This window comes from candidate division KSB1 bacterium (assembly GCA_034521575.1).
In the GTDB taxonomy this organism is placed as follows: domain Bacteria; phylum Zhuqueibacterota; class Zhuqueibacteria; order Residuimicrobiales; family Krinioviventaceae; genus JAXHMJ01.
In genome coordinates this window covers 1,973,109-1,989,950 of record JAXHMJ010000005.1, presented here as the reverse complement: position 1 = coordinate 1,989,950, position 16,842 = coordinate 1,973,109, and the positions used below count along the sequence as shown (strand labels likewise).

At 43.8% G+C, this 16,842-nt stretch carries 14 protein-coding genes; 8 read left to right on the top strand and 6 right to left on the bottom strand.

The genetic code is table 11. The features are described from left to right. The first annotated feature begins 7 nt into the window (after nt 1–7). The 8 genes from U5R06_21885 to U5R06_21850 all read left to right on the top strand — a co-directional run bounded on the left by U5R06_21885 (nt 8) and on the right by U5R06_21850 (nt 9,787). Complete coding sequence (locus U5R06_21885) at nt 8–1,867, top strand: tetratricopeptide repeat protein (GenBank protein ID MDZ7725395.1); 1,860 nt, start codon at nt 8–10, stop codon at nt 1,865–1,867. 70 nt (nt 1,868–1,937) lie between these two features. Continuing rightward, complete coding sequence (locus U5R06_21880; protein MDZ7725394.1) at nt 1,938–3,425, top strand: MotA/TolQ/ExbB proton channel family protein; 1,488 nt, start codon at nt 1,938–1,940, stop codon at nt 3,423–3,425. Between the two features lie 21 nt (nt 3,426–3,446). Beyond that, on the top strand, nt 3,447–4,070 hold the full coding sequence (locus tag U5R06_21875) for a biopolymer transporter ExbD (protein ID MDZ7725393.1): 624 nt from the start codon (nt 3,447–3,449) through the stop codon (nt 4,068–4,070). A gap of 17 nt (nt 4,071–4,087) precedes the next feature. Further along, nucleotides 4,088–4,702, top strand: coding sequence for a biopolymer transporter ExbD (locus tag U5R06_21870; GenBank protein MDZ7725392.1), 615 nt, complete (start codon nt 4,088–4,090; stop codon nt 4,700–4,702). 226 nt (nt 4,703–4,928) lie between these two features. Further along, entirely contained in the window at nt 4,929–5,186 is a 258-nt protein-coding gene (locus U5R06_21865) for a hypothetical protein (protein ID MDZ7725391.1), read from the top strand. Beyond that, nucleotides 5,183–5,383 carry a hypothetical protein gene (locus U5R06_21860; GenBank protein MDZ7725390.1) on the top strand — a complete coding sequence of 67 codons (201 nt, stop codon included), beginning with the start codon at nt 5,183–5,185 and terminating at the stop codon, nt 5,381–5,383. The genes U5R06_21865 and U5R06_21860 overlap by 4 nt, the downstream gene beginning before the upstream one ends. Before the next feature lie 21 nt (nt 5,384–5,404). Beyond that, on the top strand, nt 5,405–8,494 hold the full coding sequence (locus U5R06_21855; GenBank protein MDZ7725389.1) for a hypothetical protein: 3,090 nt from the start codon (nt 5,405–5,407) through the stop codon (nt 8,492–8,494). 690 nt (nt 8,495–9,184) lie between these two features. Then, nucleotides 9,185–9,787, top strand: a complete 603-nt coding sequence (locus tag U5R06_21850) for a hypothetical protein (protein ID MDZ7725388.1) — start codon at nt 9,185–9,187, stop codon at nt 9,785–9,787. 11 nt (nt 9,788–9,798) lie between these two features. Here U5R06_21850 and U5R06_21845 read toward each other — a convergent pair whose 3' ends face one another. From U5R06_21845 to U5R06_21820, 6 genes are all read right to left on the bottom strand, one after another. Further along, nucleotides 9,799–11,286, bottom strand: a complete 1,488-nt coding sequence (locus tag U5R06_21845) for a lamin tail domain-containing protein (protein MDZ7725387.1) — start codon at nt 11,284–11,286, stop codon at nt 9,799–9,801. Continuing rightward, nucleotides 11,172–12,275 carry a lamin tail domain-containing protein gene (locus U5R06_21840; protein MDZ7725386.1) on the bottom strand — a complete coding sequence of 368 codons (1,104 nt, stop codon included), beginning with the start codon at nt 12,273–12,275 and terminating at the stop codon, nt 11,172–11,174. The genes U5R06_21845 and U5R06_21840 overlap by 115 nt, the downstream gene beginning before the upstream one ends. Nucleotides 12,276–12,328: 53 nt before the next feature. Then, on the bottom strand, nt 12,329–13,699 hold the full coding sequence (locus U5R06_21835; GenBank protein ID MDZ7725385.1) for a YihY/virulence factor BrkB family protein: 1,371 nt from the start codon (nt 13,697–13,699) through the stop codon (nt 12,329–12,331). 61 nt (nt 13,700–13,760) lie between these two features. Further along, nucleotides 13,761–14,912, bottom strand: coding sequence for a DUF362 domain-containing protein (locus tag U5R06_21830; protein ID MDZ7725384.1), 1,152 nt, complete (start codon nt 14,910–14,912; stop codon nt 13,761–13,763). Nucleotides 14,913–14,942: 30 nt separating this feature from the next. Beyond that, complete coding sequence (locus U5R06_21825) at nt 14,943–15,587, bottom strand: HAD-IA family hydrolase (protein MDZ7725383.1); 645 nt, start codon at nt 15,585–15,587, stop codon at nt 14,943–14,945. 86 nt (nt 15,588–15,673) lie between these two features. Continuing rightward, nucleotides 15,674–16,825 (bottom strand): galactokinase, encoded by a 1,152-nt coding sequence (locus U5R06_21820; GenBank protein ID MDZ7725382.1) that lies wholly within the window; start codon nt 16,823–16,825, stop codon nt 15,674–15,676. Nucleotides 16,826–16,842: the final 17 nt, after the last annotated feature.

Genomic DNA, 16,842 nt, shown 5'->3' with positions numbered 1-16,842 from the left:
GGAATATATGCGCAAAATAAAATACACTTTTGCTGTCGTGCTGTGCCTGATGACTTTGCAGAGCACTCAGACATGGTCCGGGGAAGGAAACGCCGGTTATCCCGGAGAGTTTTTGCGTTATGGGGTCGGTCCCAGAGCGTTGGGCACAGGCGGAGCCTTTACAGCTTTGGCAGATGATGCCAGTGCTGTCTATTGGAATCCGGCTGGTTTGATGACCGTACAGCAAACTGAACTCACATCCATGTACTCTAATCTTTTTTATGACACCCGCTATACCTTTATGGGCGCCGCTCTGCCGCGTGTGATTGATCAAAATACATCCGTCGGATTGGGCTGGGTTAATCTTGCAATGACTGGTTTTGATCAGCGGGATGTCCATAATCGAAACATGGGGTCTTTTGATGTGTACGAACAGGCTTTTATGCTGTCCGTGGCCAGAGAGTATGTCAGCACCTGGGGGATTGTGAACTATGGTGTGAATTTCAATCTTGTGAATCAGGCGTTTCCCAATTATACTTCGGATCAGGGATGGGGCTTTGGAACCGATGTGGGCGCTACGGTAAAATTAATTAATCCGTTTCTATTGAAACTTCCCTTAAAATATTTGCTGCCGCTCCAGTTCGGCATTTCATTGAAAAATATCATCACCCCCCGCGTTGGATTCAGCGAGAATCAAAAAGATGAATTTCCATTTTCCCTTCGGACCGGTTTGAGTTACCGGTTTACATTTGATCAATGGGTTTTGAACACGCTTTACGATTATGAAAGTATAGGCACAGACCACGGTCACTTGAACAATCATTACGGCGGATTTGAGGCTGTATTTCCCTGGAACAACAAGGGCATTGTCCCTAAATTACGGGCGGGCTATAACACAAAGTCACAGGCGCCGAGTTTTGGCGCCGGGCTTGCATTTGATGCCACGGATAATGTAAAATTAAATGTTGATATGGCTTTTGCTTTAAAGCCCACAGATGTTCTGAAAAATGATATTCGTTTGTTCCTGACTTTGGATTTTGGCACCCGTTATGATGACGAATTTTTTCTTGAGCAACTGACGGCGGAAAAGGAAAAGTATCTGCAAATATTGGCCCGGTATCCGAATGATCATGTGGAGATTGCGGCTGAAAATCTGGGCACAACCCTTGACTCTAAAAATGCAACACGATATTTTCGATTAATCGGTGGTTTGAGCCTGGCCAATGAATTATACACCTCGGTTAGAGCCGCTGTGGAAAACAACCGATTTTCAAAGGCCGGAGAATCGGCCGGAATGGCGGTGCAGGAATATGAGCTGGCCCTTGAGAAACAGTCTGTGAAATTCACAGAACAGGATATCAGAAGATATAGCGAGTGTGCCATGATAAGCGGCGATTATTTGAAATCGACCGAACAGTTGCAGCGAATTGAAAATCCTGATTACAAGTCGTTGTATTTGCTGGGTACCGTCTATTTTATTCAGGGACGCCATGACCTGGCTGTTTCTCACTTGCAGCAGTCTGTTGACAAGAATCCGAACAATCTTGAAAGTTTAAAGGCGCTTTCTCTGTTTTTGCAGGGTTCTGTTTATTTTGATAACGGTGAATTCGAAAAGGCCGTCGTCCAATTAAATCAGGTCACTAATCAGTTTAATGTTCAGTTGAATCGTTACTATTCAAGATTCACTTTTTTCAATAATCCTGAACTTGACGCTGTTCGACTATCGGACGATGCAGAATTTCTGATCGCACAATGTTATGAAAAATTGGGGATGGAAAAAGAAGCCTTAAATGCTTATTATAATATTCAGCGATATTATCCGGCCTCGAATCTCGTGGATGAATCTGTTGAACAGATCGAAAAACTTTTAGGCAGAATAACGCAATGACTGTAATTAATGGTTTAGGAATAAAACGCCCAAGAATTTGAATGGTATTGGCTAATGAATCAGGAGGTGCATGGTGAAGGTGCTGGGGATTAACTTGAAAATGAATATACTCCTGCTGTTGTTCATAATGATATCGACAGCAGTGGCACAGGATTATTTTGTTCGTATAAACAGTGTCACCCCGACAAATTATGAGAAGAATCTGTTTGGCCAGTTGAAAGCCTGTGATTTTCAGATAGATTGGTCTTTAATGGAAGGAAATCAGGAGGTGAGCAATGTCACCCCCTTTAGTTTCAGGGTTTATGTGTTAGGGGGCAGAGAGTCCGATGATATTCTCCAGATTGCTTCAGTCGGCGATACAACCCGCCATACGATCGCGGATCAGGAAACGCATAAAGATTATTTTTTCAAAGTCGAAGCTTTAGACGACAATAATAAAACCATCGCCAGTTCCAATATCCAAAAATCAAGAGGCGGCTCTCAGGCTGGCGATGTATCTTCTGCCCGTGAACCGGGGCGGAAAACCACTGTGTGGGAACGGATTTACAGCGATGATTCCACACCGGTTGGAAAAATATCGTTTACCATCATTCTTTTATTTTTCGTGGCCGGCGTGTTTTATATTTTCTGGTTTCGTTGTCGGAAAAACTTGAAATTTCGGCTTGTGTTTCCGTTCAAGAGAGAGAGTCTTATTCGGCTACCGATAAACAAGGACCGCTATTTTGAAAATTATATTTCTCCCCGGTTTTTGTTTTTAATTGAGGCCTGGAAGAAAATTATGGAGCGCACCAATGAAATTGTCCGTAAAGGAACCGGCGGCCTGACACAACTGAATCAGGCATGTTATAATGATTTTCGCGACAAGGGTATTCCCGCCATCAATGTGTTGCGCGAAATTATTAATATGGATCCCAAACGCGTCACAGAAGAACAAAAACAAAAAATCATCAAGGACATTAATACCTATTTTGGGGAAAACGCTGATTTTGGCGATCTGATGAGCAACGGTATTGAGATCGAACAGGAATATCGGTTCAAATCAACGAGCGGGAACAAATTACTGATAACCTGGGAAGAAATCGAAAACGATCTTTTCAATAAAAAGGCAAAACCGCTTTTAAAATACCCGACCGTGAAAATATTTTCAGCGGGTTTGGAAAACCATCGGATTAACGGGTATCAATGGGACAAAGTCTCTGAAGAAGTTGATCGCGCCATCGAGAGTCGATCCTATACGGAAATTAACAAGTTGACGGAAAAATCATTTTTGGATTGGCTGTGGAATCTCGGAACCGTGGCTCCGTTGTTGGGTCTATTGGGAACGGTTAGCGGTCTTTCAAATATTTTCCAAAAGATCGAGTCTTTACCTCCTGATGTCGAGCACATGGAGTTGATCCGCCAGTTGGCTGATGGTATTTTTGAAGCTCTTTACACGACAATCTTTGGTTTATTGACCGGAATTCTGCTGACACTGATTTATTATTATTACAAAAATGTTTTGGACTGGATCTATGGGAAATGGCAGGCTATTTTTGTGCCGATTACCGAGCGATTGTAAACAAGGACATTATTCACTATAATGCGAAAAGAAAAATACAGGACCACCTATAATGCTCAAATAGAATTGCCAACGCTTGTTGATGTGGTTTTTCTTCTGCTCGTTTTCTTTCTGTGTACATTGACTACTGCTGGCAAAGAGGAAAAAACTCCGGCACCTCCGTCTGATCTTGATCTGCCCCGCACCCAGGAACAGATTTCTCCTCTAAATGATTCTGTTTTAGAGACCCTGCTTATCCATATTGTCAATCTGGATGAGCAAGGGGGCAAAGCAATCTATTTTCTCTGGCCTGATTCTGACAGATCGAGGACGGAAAAACAGGCCATTGATGAAATTAACCGGCAATTGCGTGCTCAACCCCCGGATTCACAATATTACGCTGAAATCCGCGATGTTCCTGCATTTTTGAAGACGATTCGGAAAGATAGACCGAACAGGTCGGCAGCTACGATTGAATCCAATTTAACAAGGTATATAACCAACATGATAGATCCCTCCATGGGGATGACCCCTATTGAGGTCCGTGCAGTAAGAAATACCGAATTTGGATTAATTAATTATTTTTTCAATTTATGCAATGAAATTACTGATGATCCTTCTGTAAATCCCGTTCACATGCTTAGTTTCCGGGTTTTGACATCCTAAGCTGAAGGAGAAAATTTTTGGCATTTAGATCTATTGAAAGAAAAAGACGCAAACCACAGTGGACTTCACTCATTGATATGGCATTTATCCTGGTAATCTTTTTTGCCGTTACCAATATTGTTGTAAAAATGGAAAAAGGCGAAGCCAATGTATCCGTGCCGCTTCCACAGAATCAGATGGGACGGGCTCAAGTGTTGATTCAGCTCTATGGACAGGAAACATTACAAGGATACTATTTTATTGACCCTACTGCGGCTGATCGCGTGGATCAAATTATAAATGATTACGGGTACCTGCCCAGCGAACAAGTGCAAACAAAGATCATCGATTATTTCCAGTCTCGTTTTTTTGATAAATCCGAGTTGATGCAGAATGTTGAAGATATTATCAAACGTGCACAGAGCACATCCGTAGAGTACTTTTTTTTGATCCGTTGTCCGGAACAGATGCCCTACTATCATGTTATTGATATTATTCAAAAGATTTCCAAAGTGAACGAGATCGAATACGGATGTGTAGAAGGCTCTTTTAGTGATGTGCGCAAAGCCGATATTCAAACGGTTCAGACCCAAAATCAGGACGGGATTTTCCAAAATAATCTGGTTATAACTTTCCGTGAAACAGGGCGTTAATTAAAGTAAAATCTGATTATCCTGTTATTATTTCATGAATCTGCGGTAGACGGTTATGATTGCCAATATAGAATACAGAGACAGCAGGAGCAAAAGAACCTATTTGTATAATCTCGTGAAAAAAATTGTTTTCTGGACCATTGTTGCTGTGATAGTCATTGTTTTGATCTGTTCGTTATTTTGTCCTGCCAGGCAAGAGATCGCGTTTTTAAGAGGTGAGCAAAATATGCCTGACCTGGATATCCCAGAACGGCCCGGTACCCAGGGCCTTGTAATATCCGGACCACCACGCCGGACCAAACAGTTCGAAATAAATACCCGCGCCGCCGGTATCACTCCTGTTGATTGGAGTTCATTGCGGGAAATTGATGCGACAGCTCAGATTCGCGTAAAGGGATATATCGACGAGTCTGGCAATTTGAACATTATGAGCTTGCGCGATGCAGGTATCCTGCGGCCGGTGATTATCTTGAAAAGGTTATGAAAACCTGGGTATATACCCGATACAAGACCGGAAATATCGAATTTTTCTTTAATGTGGGTTCTATCGGTGCTGAATTGACCATCGATTTGCGGGGTCTGGAGCGCAGCTCCGGTTTTGCGGTAAATATCCAGATTGATAATGGATTATTATATTATATTATCAATGATAATATCCACATCGGATATATTAATGATTAATGGTTGGATACAGAGGAAATTATGAATAGAAACAGACTTTTAATACTGATATCCTTTTGCTTTGTTTGGGCCTTGTTACCCAATATATACGCCCAAGATTTTGTCCAGTCCGGAGCCATGCAGACGTTTAATCGCGGAGATTACGACGCTGCTATTGATGAAATCAATCAGTGGATAGATGCAGCGCCGCCCAGTCAACAGGGTGTAGCGCTTTACTTTAGGGGGGAAGCGCGGTATAACCTGGGTCTGTCCAATGAATCAATTACCTTGTTTCAACGGGCGCTGGCTGATTTTCTTGAATGCAGAAAACGTGCCGATATCCAGACAAACTATACCGAATATGCTGAAAATGCCCTGTATAAAGCCGGCTGGAGCTGTTATCGCCTTGCTGAACTTGATCCGGAAAACAGTGTAAAGTATCTGGAGCAGGCAATTGACTATTTTTTGAATTACCGGGATTCCGGAAAGGATGCCGCCAAGGCCCTCTATATGGCATCAGAGTGTGAGCTGCGCAAGTCCATACTCAACCGATATAACATGTTTGCCAATTCAATCGGGGATGATTTTAATATTAATGACAATCTTGAAGCTCTTGAACACGCCGGAATATTGCTGCAGGAACTGTTACAAAAAAATCTCGAGGAGGATTTGGAATTTGCCGCGCAACTCCGGTTGATGGATATTGCATTTTATACCGGCAAGTTATATTCCGGAATCGAGGATGAAAACAATGCCACGTTGAACTTTAATCAAACAGCATATCAGCAATTGTCAGGTACGTTTGATGAAAATGTAGAAATTAAGGATTATTCTCATGCCATGACTTTATTGAACAAATTGCTGATTGATATTCAGGCGGAAGATGTGCAGGAGTTTGAGCTTACGCTTGATAATCTCGAGTCTCGACAATATGAACAGGAAAAAATATTCCGCATGGGAAACCGCTACCATGCTGACTATCAGTCTGTTGAAAATTTGATAAGACTGATTGGGTCGAATGGTTATTACACCCGTTCAAGTGATAGTACCCGGGAATCCTACTATTGGGCAGGATTTTTAAAGTATATTTTAAACGAAGGCAAGGAGCAGGCCGCGTTTCAAAATTTTCTAACACATGTCTCTGAACCAATCAACCTTCGGCAAAAATTCCTCTATGAAGATGCAACATACCGTATTTTTTTGTCCCGTTTTGAAAAAAACCATAACAATCCTAAACAGTTAGCTCAATTGGCCCGGGATATTGATACCACGTCCTTTACAATCCGTGCGATTTATGATAAAGTTCAGGAATTGAAACGCAAAAATTCCATTTTCAGAATTGTCGCTGGTAGCGGGCCGGTTGACAGAAAAGCCAGCAAAATTTACACGGATGTTCTGGGGACTGATATTCAAAGAGCCTTACAGCTGGTTAAGGAGCTGCTTCCCTCAGCGTCGGGAGTTACCGGAGAACAACGTCAGGATTACCTGGATATCCTCAATGTGCTTTTCAGAGTTTCGGAAGATTCGTATAGCAATGAGACGCAGTTTTACAAAGGAATTACAAAATCTCTTGAAGCAGAAATTGCTCCGAATCCGACAGAAACGCAAAGCCTTTATCAAGAATCTGCGGATATACTAACCGGTGTAAGCGGAGTTTACCAGAAAGAAGCGGAATATATTCGGAGCCGGGCTCTGTTTTTCGCAGAGCGCTACGCCGAATCTCAACGCATTCTGCAAACTCTGGTTCGCGATGAAAACAGTGCAAGAGCACTGTTTTATCTTGGCGAGATCTATCGGGAAAGATTAGACAATAAAAAAGCAAGAGCATGCTATAAAGCCGTGATGAACGTAACCAGTCAGAATACCATTGAAGCAAAGTATTGGTACAGGAAATCTCAGGCCGCACTGGACAGAGTCGGAAGCGGTGTCGCCGAGTCGATTGATTATACAGTGCAATTCCCGGACAATTGGCTTATGACTGACGATGCGGTTATGAATTACGAAAAACTCGCTGATTCTGATTATATCAGGGACAAAAAGGCTCGCCAGAGCATACAATGTTTGAGACGTTTTGGCTTGCCGAAACGCGAACTTTATCCGTCTGTTCATATTCTGGAAAGCTCACAATTTTACAGGGAAGGTGTTTTCGAGGGGGTGGGGCTTTTCGATGAACAACAAGGCGATATTGTTTCAGGCCTGGAGTTGTTTGCTCTTGATTCAGACGGAAATATTCTGGTTGATTGTCAGGTGCAATTAAACGGTGAAATACTTTCCCGTGGTGAAAACAAGACGTTTTCCAAGGATAAAGTTGATATCAATTCGGTGAAAACCATAATTGTCAGAGATGAAGATCACTATCCTTATATTCTGGAACATCATTTTGTGAACCCCGGTGTAGATACCGTGTATGCTGTTTTGTCACCAATATATGATTTTGTAAAAAATGATGAATCCCGGGTTTCTGTCACACGAGAGGACCATAATTATTTTACCAAAAAGAAAGCCGCTGCCCTGGGTGATAATACCCGCTTGTACCATGATATTGATACGACGGTTTATTTGCGCGATTATGCGCTTAAGGAGCTCTCTCAAGTCTTAGTGGTTCATTCCAAAAATAATGAAATAAGGCTGTGTTCACCTGAGCAAGCGTATTCCCAGGGGAGAAATATTGAAATAAAATGGGGTGATGAAGAGCGAAATTATTTGAACAGTCCCGAAGGCGTTTATGTCGACGATTCGGGAAAGGTGTATATCACAGATCTCGGTAATCATCGGGTTTTGATTACGGATGACCATTATAATTTACTTCAAAGTATCGGCGAGTACGGCCAAAATAACCGTGTCGGTGGTATGGCGCGTTTTATCTTTCCCACGCGGCTTGCTGTTTCCGTTGACCCATCCGGCGTGGAATTTAACGGTCAACTTTGTTATCGGAAAACTCTTGTTTATGTTGCGGATCTGAACGGGGTGCATCTTATTGACTCTCAGGGACATTATCTGGATACGGTCGTTGATTCCCGTGACAGGCAACATCTGTTCTATTCTGTTTCAGTTGACGGTTATGGCTCAGGTTCCCAGCTTACTGTTTTCGATAAAAAAAATATGCGACTTTTGACGTTCAGCCTCCGTTGATATCTTTAACGAAAGGCCGTCATGCTGTTCTGGCTTTTCCGGGAAGAATATTTGTGTTTTTAATATTTGACAGCTTTGAAACCTGTCAATTTATGACTCGAGTCCAGGTGTTTCAGCTTTTATCTGGCCCGGGTTTACAGTCAATCTGCATTCCCGGTTGGCAGGAAAAAATACCATACCGCGAACAGACGTTGACGGACTCCGTCGAAACTGATAACGGTTCTGCAAGGGAGATATCACAACGTTAGGTGTTGATAGAAATACCCTACGCTTTACCTGATTTGTCCTTTACCGCATGGCTGTATTTCGCGCTGAGATGCTCTCCGTTCTCATGGCTAAAATCAAAAGTACGGCCCGGATCATCAAGAGAATCTACAAATCTGTCGCTGATAAAAATAAAGCTATTCTATTTTTCTGACAAGAGGAACCTGTTTCAAAGTATTGAGTCTAATATAAGATTCAGGGTTTACAACATTTTTTGGGAGACAGGGCATTGAAACTGTTCAAAAAAGCAGGTTTGGGTCTTTTGGTCTTGATATTGTCTTTTGGCGTGTATCTCATTGTAACCGACGATACTCAAGTACGTGATTCCGTATTGCGTAAGACGTTGGGATTGTTTGGCGAGGAATTGCTTGCTATGGTCCCTTAAGTCCGCAAAAAGCAATGCTTGAGCAGCAGTACCGGGAGTTTATGCAAAAGGCCGAGCGCCAGCAGGTATCGGTTCAGCAAGTTGAAAATGTGGCTGCCGCAATATTAAACATGAAAAATATGCATGACGCTGTTAATGTACAAACAGCGATGGATGCATTAAAACGTGCACAAATCGATTCCCGTTCTCCCAACAGACTTTCTCAGTGGTCGGGCATGACTGACAAAGAACTGGCTCTGCGTCTTGAGAAAATGCGGGAGTTCCAAAATGAATTAGAGACGCTGTACCAAAGCGACAGCGCCTTTGTCGTATTCAAACAACGGGTTTTTTTCGTGGCAGATAGCGGAATCCGGGTGGTTATGGATGATACGCTGCAGAATATACCCAAAATGTTTGCAGCAAAGGATATCGATTCATTGATTGAAAGTTTTAAAAGCAATAAAATGATCAAATGGACTGTGAATGAAAAGGAATGGCGTCGATTGCGGCAGGGGATCGAAGAAAATCTTGAAATAGAGCTGGGTGACATACCATTTGACGATAAGCTGCCGGATCTTGGGAAATTGGATTCCATTCGTGTACGAAAATGGGTAAAAGGGCACAAAACCAGTATAGACAGTAGCCGGATTGATGCTCCCCGATAATTCATACAAGATTACAATTTATCCGCCAGCACAACGGTTGATTTTTTCCGGTCTATGGTTTTTCCTGACGTGTTTAATGCCTCCAGCAAGATGATATAAATTCCCATGCGGCACCTTTGACCGCTGTCGTCTTTACCATCCCACACCGCATAGTGTTCAATCGGACTTTTATCGTTATTCCTAAGAAATCTCACCAGTCGACCCTGGATGTCATATATCTTGAGATTTATCAATTCAGCGGGCCTGGAGAGATGGTATTGAATGATCGTATGGTCGTCTATTCCATCCTGATTTGGAGAAAACGGGTTGGGTTCTGCTGTTAGAGTAACAGGCCGGGATGTGACAGGAATATAATTGCTATTTACTTTACCCAAAGTGTGTCCATCCGGATGAAGACAGGTTGACCAGTTGTGAGGGTCATTAGAGTCCAGATTTGCGTGAATACGTTCCAAAGACCGGCCTTTTTCTCCGCCCCATTCCGAATGATAAATGAGCGAGTCCATCATCCGGCCATTGGCGTCTGATAGTTTTATCAAATCATTTGTATTGTTGAGATTGGGTAAAATCAAAGATACAATCCATGAATCTGTGTTGGCCTTTGCGGCAGAGGAATCACGGCAAATCACGCAATAATGGTTTGATGGCAGCAAGTAGTTATTTACAGCAAAAGATAACGGCGATAAAGAATCACTGTCCGTCAATGTCCATCCGGAGAGTTCAAGCGGGTGGGGGGACCTGTTATACAATTCTATACTTTCACTCATTTTATCGTCGGGATTATATAAAATTTCAGTCACCACCGCGGATAAAGCCGGGGCGCTTATGCTTATCGTATCTGTAAGAATGTTGTTGACCAAATTCGAATCGCTTGAATGGTGAACTGCAGCAGTGAGATGATACGATCCTGGCATCGCATGGTTCCATCTGATGCCTGCGGTCGCGCTGTCTTTGGGCGCCAGTGACGGAATGGTATAGATGCCGATACGGTGCGGGTGTTGATCTGCACATGATTGAGCCGACCATTCGACGGTAATGCCGCTCAAAGTTGATCGTCCGACATTCAGGATGACAGCGTTCAGATAAACGGGTGTGTTGTGAGATGGAGCTTCCGGCTGCCAGAAAGATGATTTTATCTCAAGATCGTATTGTTTGGGACTGTTACTGTTATATCGCCCTGCAGTGTGTCCGCTTGAATCTGTACATCCCCGCCAATTGTCAGGGTCAGTTGATGCTCCCGAGAATTCGATGCGTTCAAGCGATATCCCGTCTCCGCCGCCCCAGTTCGACTGGTACTTTAGACTGTCAATAACCGTTCCGACGGGATTTTGTAGTGTCAGGTTGTCACCAGGGTTGTTCAGCGCCGGTAAATTGCATTCAATCCATTTTAGACGGTCCCGGTCAAATGGAGAGGAGCCAAGCAGAATATATTCACCGGATAAAAATTGTATACTCTCTGAACCCTTATGCGGGTGCGAGAATCTGAAAATGTCCAGTTGCATAAATTGATAGTTTGGCCGCTGTTGTTGTAAAGTTCCACCCATTCACTGCTATCAGGCGCAGGATCAAAATAAATTTCATTAATAAGAATATCTTTGGGTGAAAATAAAGGGTAACATAATAGCTTCAGATTGATGCTGTTATTGCTCAGTCGATCATCTTTTTCAGTGTTTGCCTTGATTTTCAAGTCATATCTGCCGGGTTCAAATGGAGACAGCTTTATCGTGTTCCGCACTGAATCTGAAATGGGTATCCTGTTGGTGAGACGGGATTGGTAAATGGGAGAACCGTGGGGTTCAGTGGTATCTGATCTGATTTCAACAATCAAATCAATGTATTCAATAGCGTGCAACCCTTTGTTTGTTAATAAAATCAAAATGGTGACGCTGTCTTGATCGCTGCAGGGAGCGGGAAAATGATCAATGTATTCAAGGGACAGATCATGGGATGCCGGGGATATGGAGTTTAAAAATCCGGGCGTTCCACCGGGTTGAGAATTACCCCAGTTATCCGCTGCATCTGATCCGTAGAGATCAATTTTTTCATCAGATATGCCGTCATCGTTATCTACTGTATAGGTATACGATGACAGGACGCTCGAATCCGGACTTAATAGCGAGACAGGTTCACCTTTCGAATTATTCAGACCATAGGCCCCGAATTGGCTGTTATGGATGGTTAGCCACAAGGTTTCGGGTGGTACAATGCTGTCGTAGGCCGTGCTTTTCTCATAATATGTGGGAGAAAGAACGAGTGCAAATTGCTCTGGTTGCAGTGAGAGTTCACCGGTTACGGTTGTAATTTGATCGACCCCCTGTCCATCTGTGAGCATGTGGTTTTTGAGCGAGAGGCTTGTAGTTTTCGATTTGTTGAACAATTCGATATATTCCAGAGTGCGTTCATCTCCTTTCGGATTGAACATAATTTCCGAGAGTACAATCTGTGAATGAGATGCGGCTGTGAATAACAAACAAAAAAGAATGCTTTTCATGAGAAATCCCCTTTTTTAAATGGCTCCCCGGGCCTGCGCCCTGTATACAACTTTTATGTTATCGTTTCCGCCTTGTCTTTCTGCACTAACATTTCAAAGGTCCAATCCGAAAACAATTCATCCATCGCTGTGTCGTATTCTTTTCGGATCGTACTGAGCACTGCATCAACCGGAAATTTATCCGGATCGAGTTCAAATTCATCACCGTTCTCCTGCAACGCGGTGATGACGTCACGGATGGTCAGGGTGTTCAGGCTTTTCGCCGGACTGTAGCGCAATTCTTCGTCCTCGACAATGTAGATCAGACCGGTATGAATCAATGTGTTGAGCATGCTATCAATTTGCGGTTCTGCAAGCTGCATGGTGTTGCTCAATTCAGTGCTCGTGAGCGGTTTTTTTCCCTGGTAAAATTGTCTGGAAAGCAAGATTAAAATTTTGATTGAAAGGAACAAACGGTCTTTGCTGCTATAACTTTTTTGAGCGATTTGCCACCCCAAAAGCTTGTGGTTTTGATGGGTGAAACAAATCTCACCGCCCAACAGTATAATGGCCCAACTGATGTACAGCCAGATGAGAAAAAGAGGAATTGTGGCAAAACTGGAATACAATGCGCCGGACGGACCGGTCTGGTATGCTGTTACAAAAAACTGTGTAAAGGCGAAATTGACGATTTGCCAGATTGTACCCGCCGCAATAGCGCCGACCAATGCGGATTTTAGTTTTACGCGTGTATTGGGAATGAAAACATAAAAAAGATAAAACAGCAGCCAGCTGGCCAGCAATGTCCAGAACCGTCTGAAAAACACATCAAGCCCTGTCGTCTCGCCGATTGAATGTATGATAGAAATTTGCTGAATATAAGCTGTAAATCCCGGAATGATAATCAACAAGAACGGACCCAGTAAAAGAAAGCTGAAATAGTCGCTGAGTCGTCTGTGAAAGCTCCGTGATTTTCGTATTTGCCAGATTGAATTGAATGCGCCTTCGATTGTGCTGACCACAGAGAAAACGGAAAACAACAACACCATGAGTCCGATGACACCCAAAGCGCCCACGTCGATATTATCCAAAAATTCGATAACCCGGGGGGTAATGGTTTCTATTTTTTCCTGGCCGAGCGGTGCAAACAGACGCTGCAGCGCAGGCTCGAGCCGTCTGTGGAATCCGAATCCCTTGAGCAGGGAAAAAATCACCGCGAGCATGGGGACAATCGCCAACAGGGTACTGAAAACGAGAGAAGAAGCTCGGATCCAGATGTGTTCTTTAAAAAATCCGCGGACCACCAAAAAGAGGATCATAGACCATTGGTATATAGCCTTGCGGATTCCGGGCAGTTGTTTGACATCTTTGTGCCAGATATCATATTTGAAAAATCGAACAACCGCCTGTTTGAATTGTTCCAGTTTTTGAGTTTGTTTTTTCATAGATAATCAGACCCTTGTGTTCAGCATAGAGATTGCAAATTTCAGGCCATGATCCGTCCAGTCATCGTCTGAAAAGCAATCGGCCCAGCCAGGGGGTCCTCACTGTTATCGCCTGTTCGGGACATATCTCCTGACAGCAGAAACAACGAATACAGCGCTTGTAATTGTAGAGTGGCGGTTTTTTATCATCGTCTTGCCAGTCTACAGCTTTCGGTGAAACCGGGCAGGCTCTGACACACATACCGCAGCGCACACAGCGTTCCGAATCAATGACCGGTCGCGGGGAAATCCAGTTTTTGATAAAAGAAATCCGTCCCGTTCGGGTTACAGAGGAGACCGGTTTGCGCGGAATATCAAAGTCCGGATTGTACAAGGCATCGAAAGGATGTCCCAATAATTCAATTTGATCTTTTTTCCAGGTACCCAAACCCCATTCTTCACCCGGGCCGGATGTTGTGACATGCTCCGGATTGAGAGCCACCAGGCGGGCAGCGGTTGCATCCAGAGCGATGGGGTCATTTGAAAAGAGCAGAGTATTCATCGGAACTGGTTCACCGCCCCTCGGGCCGTTTCCCTGCATTGCTGTGATTCCATCCATGATGTAAAGTTTGGGTTGGATCAACAGATTTAGGGTCACCAACATTTTGCAAAAGTCATAAGCATTTGGAATCCAAAGATGATATTCTGTTTTTAGCAGACCGGGTATGCAGCCGAACTGGTTCTTGACAGCGCCTGTGATACGCGAAAGCTGATGTGTTTTCAATTTACTGATACTGATCAAAGCGTCCGATTCAAGGACCCCGTTTGCGATTTTAAATGATTTGGTGAATGGAGAGTCCGGAAATTTAACGTCCTGACCCTGATCAAAATCCGCAAGATGCAATCCCAGTTCAGTACCGATTTTATGAAATCCGGCGCGTTTCATTTGCCCGCAGCTGCCAATGGCCGGCGAGTCACCATAGGCGACGTTTGGATGTGTTTCAAGCAGCAGTCTGGCCACTGCACGGAAGACTTGTGGATGTGTCGCGGAAGCTTTTGCAGGCGGGTCTCCCACCAAAATATTCGGTTTTAACAGAACTTTATCGTTCGGATTGATATATTGCTCAAATCCGCCTAAAAGATCAATGCCTTGCTTTACCGCGGAATACAGCCTGTTTTCATCATAGCTGTCGCAATAGACAAGCGCAACTTTGGATTTATGGTTTTCATTCATCGTCAGTCAAAAGTGTAGATTCTGGCTCTTTTAATTGTTTAACAGATCAAATTTTTCTGCAATTTTTATGATATCTTTAACGTTTTTTGCAACGTAACTTTGAATCCCCAGTGTTTTTGCGGCATCAATATTTTCGTACAAATCGTCAAAGTATAAAAGACGATGGGGGGGGGCCTTTAGAGTTTGTAAAACGATTTTATAGAGTTCCAAATCAGGTTTGCGGATACCCAGTTCAAATGAGAGAAAGCGCCTTGAAAAAAAGGTGTAAATATCTGTTTTTTCAAATTTATCCCAAAATACTTTGTTAACATTGGAAATGGTGGCGAGCTGGTGTGTTTGACTTAACTGCATTATAATGTCCGATACGCCGGGTAAAAGTCCTTTAAAGCTGGAAGCAAACCAATCTAAAAACTTTTCTGTACTGACCTGGAGGTTGAGTTCATTGATTGATTTTTCTGAAAACTCGGTTTCACTTATTTCGCCTTTTTCAAACCGGATAACCGTTGATGAGCGCTGCCACCACCACGAGAGGTCTTCTTTTGTAAGCGGGGATTCAGTGTATTCCAGTATTGAGGGAGACCTTTGGTATTCGACCAGGACACCGCCAAGGTCGAATATAATGTAATCAAAGCGAGTGTGAGGTGCGTTTGTTACAGTCTTTTGTCTGTCGGACATATTGTTCCCGTGGTTTTGAGTTCAGAGGAAAATGCTGTTTATGAAAGAATGCTGCGAAACCGCAATGGTTTCGCGGGGGTCCTCTGCTATTTCCACTCAAAAGCCCCTTGCGCCGGTATCGAGACATAGATATCGGGGGTTAAATCGGTTTTGTCTTTATAGGCTTTGCTGATTTGTTTGCAAAATTGGTCAGCATTTTCCTTTTTTACCAGATTGACTGTACAACCGCCAAAGCCGCCTCCGGTCATTCTCGCGCCGAGCACACCTTTTATATGCCGTGCAAGATCGACCATCATATCGAGTTCTTTGCAGCTGACGGCATAGTCATCTCGCAAGCTGTCGTGTGAACCGTTCATCAAATCTCCGAATAAAACCAGATCCCCCGTTTCGAGCGCTTGAATGGATTGCTCGGTTCTTTCATTCTCTGTAATGACATGACGGCAGCGTTTTTGCACAACGGGAGGCAACTTGTCCTGGGACGCAATAAACTGACTGAGCGATACATCGCGCAGGGCTTTAATGTCAGGAAAATCATTTTTCAAAATACTGACACCTTTTTCGCATTCAGCCCGTCGATTGTTGTATTCCGAGGCTCCCAATTCATGTTTGACCATGGTGTTGCAGATAACGATACGCACATGATCCGAAGGAAGGGGTACCTGTTGATAATCGAGGGTGCGGCAGTCCAGAAACAAAGCGTGGTCCTGTTCGCCGTGAACTGAAATAAACTGATCCATAATGCCGCAGTTCATGCCGACGAACTGATTTTCAGCGCGCTGGCCGAGCAATGCCAGTTCTCTGTTCGGTATAGTCTTGCCCGATGTGGACAGCAAGGCCAGGGCGCTTGAGATTTCAAGCGCTGCCGATGAAGACAGTCCCGCGCCAACCGGCACGTCACTGTAAATATACAGATTGGCGCCCGGTATACGGACGCCTTTCTGTTCCAGCATGGCCGCAATGCCGGCAATGTAATCATGCCACTTGCCAGCAGGCTCGTTTTTAGTCAGATCCACTGTGGCTTTTTCATTTAGGTTATGGGAGATCAGATAGAGTTTCCGATCCGTCCGGGGAGCCACAGCGATAGTGGTGTAATGACCGATAGCCATGGGAAAAACAAACCCGTCATTGTAATCGGTATGTTCTCCGATCAGGTTCACTCGGCCGGGGGCGCAAAATATTCTCGGTTCGGCGTCAAAATGCTGTCTGAATGTTGTGATAAATGTTTTTTTGTCTTTCAAGAAACAACCTCTGTATG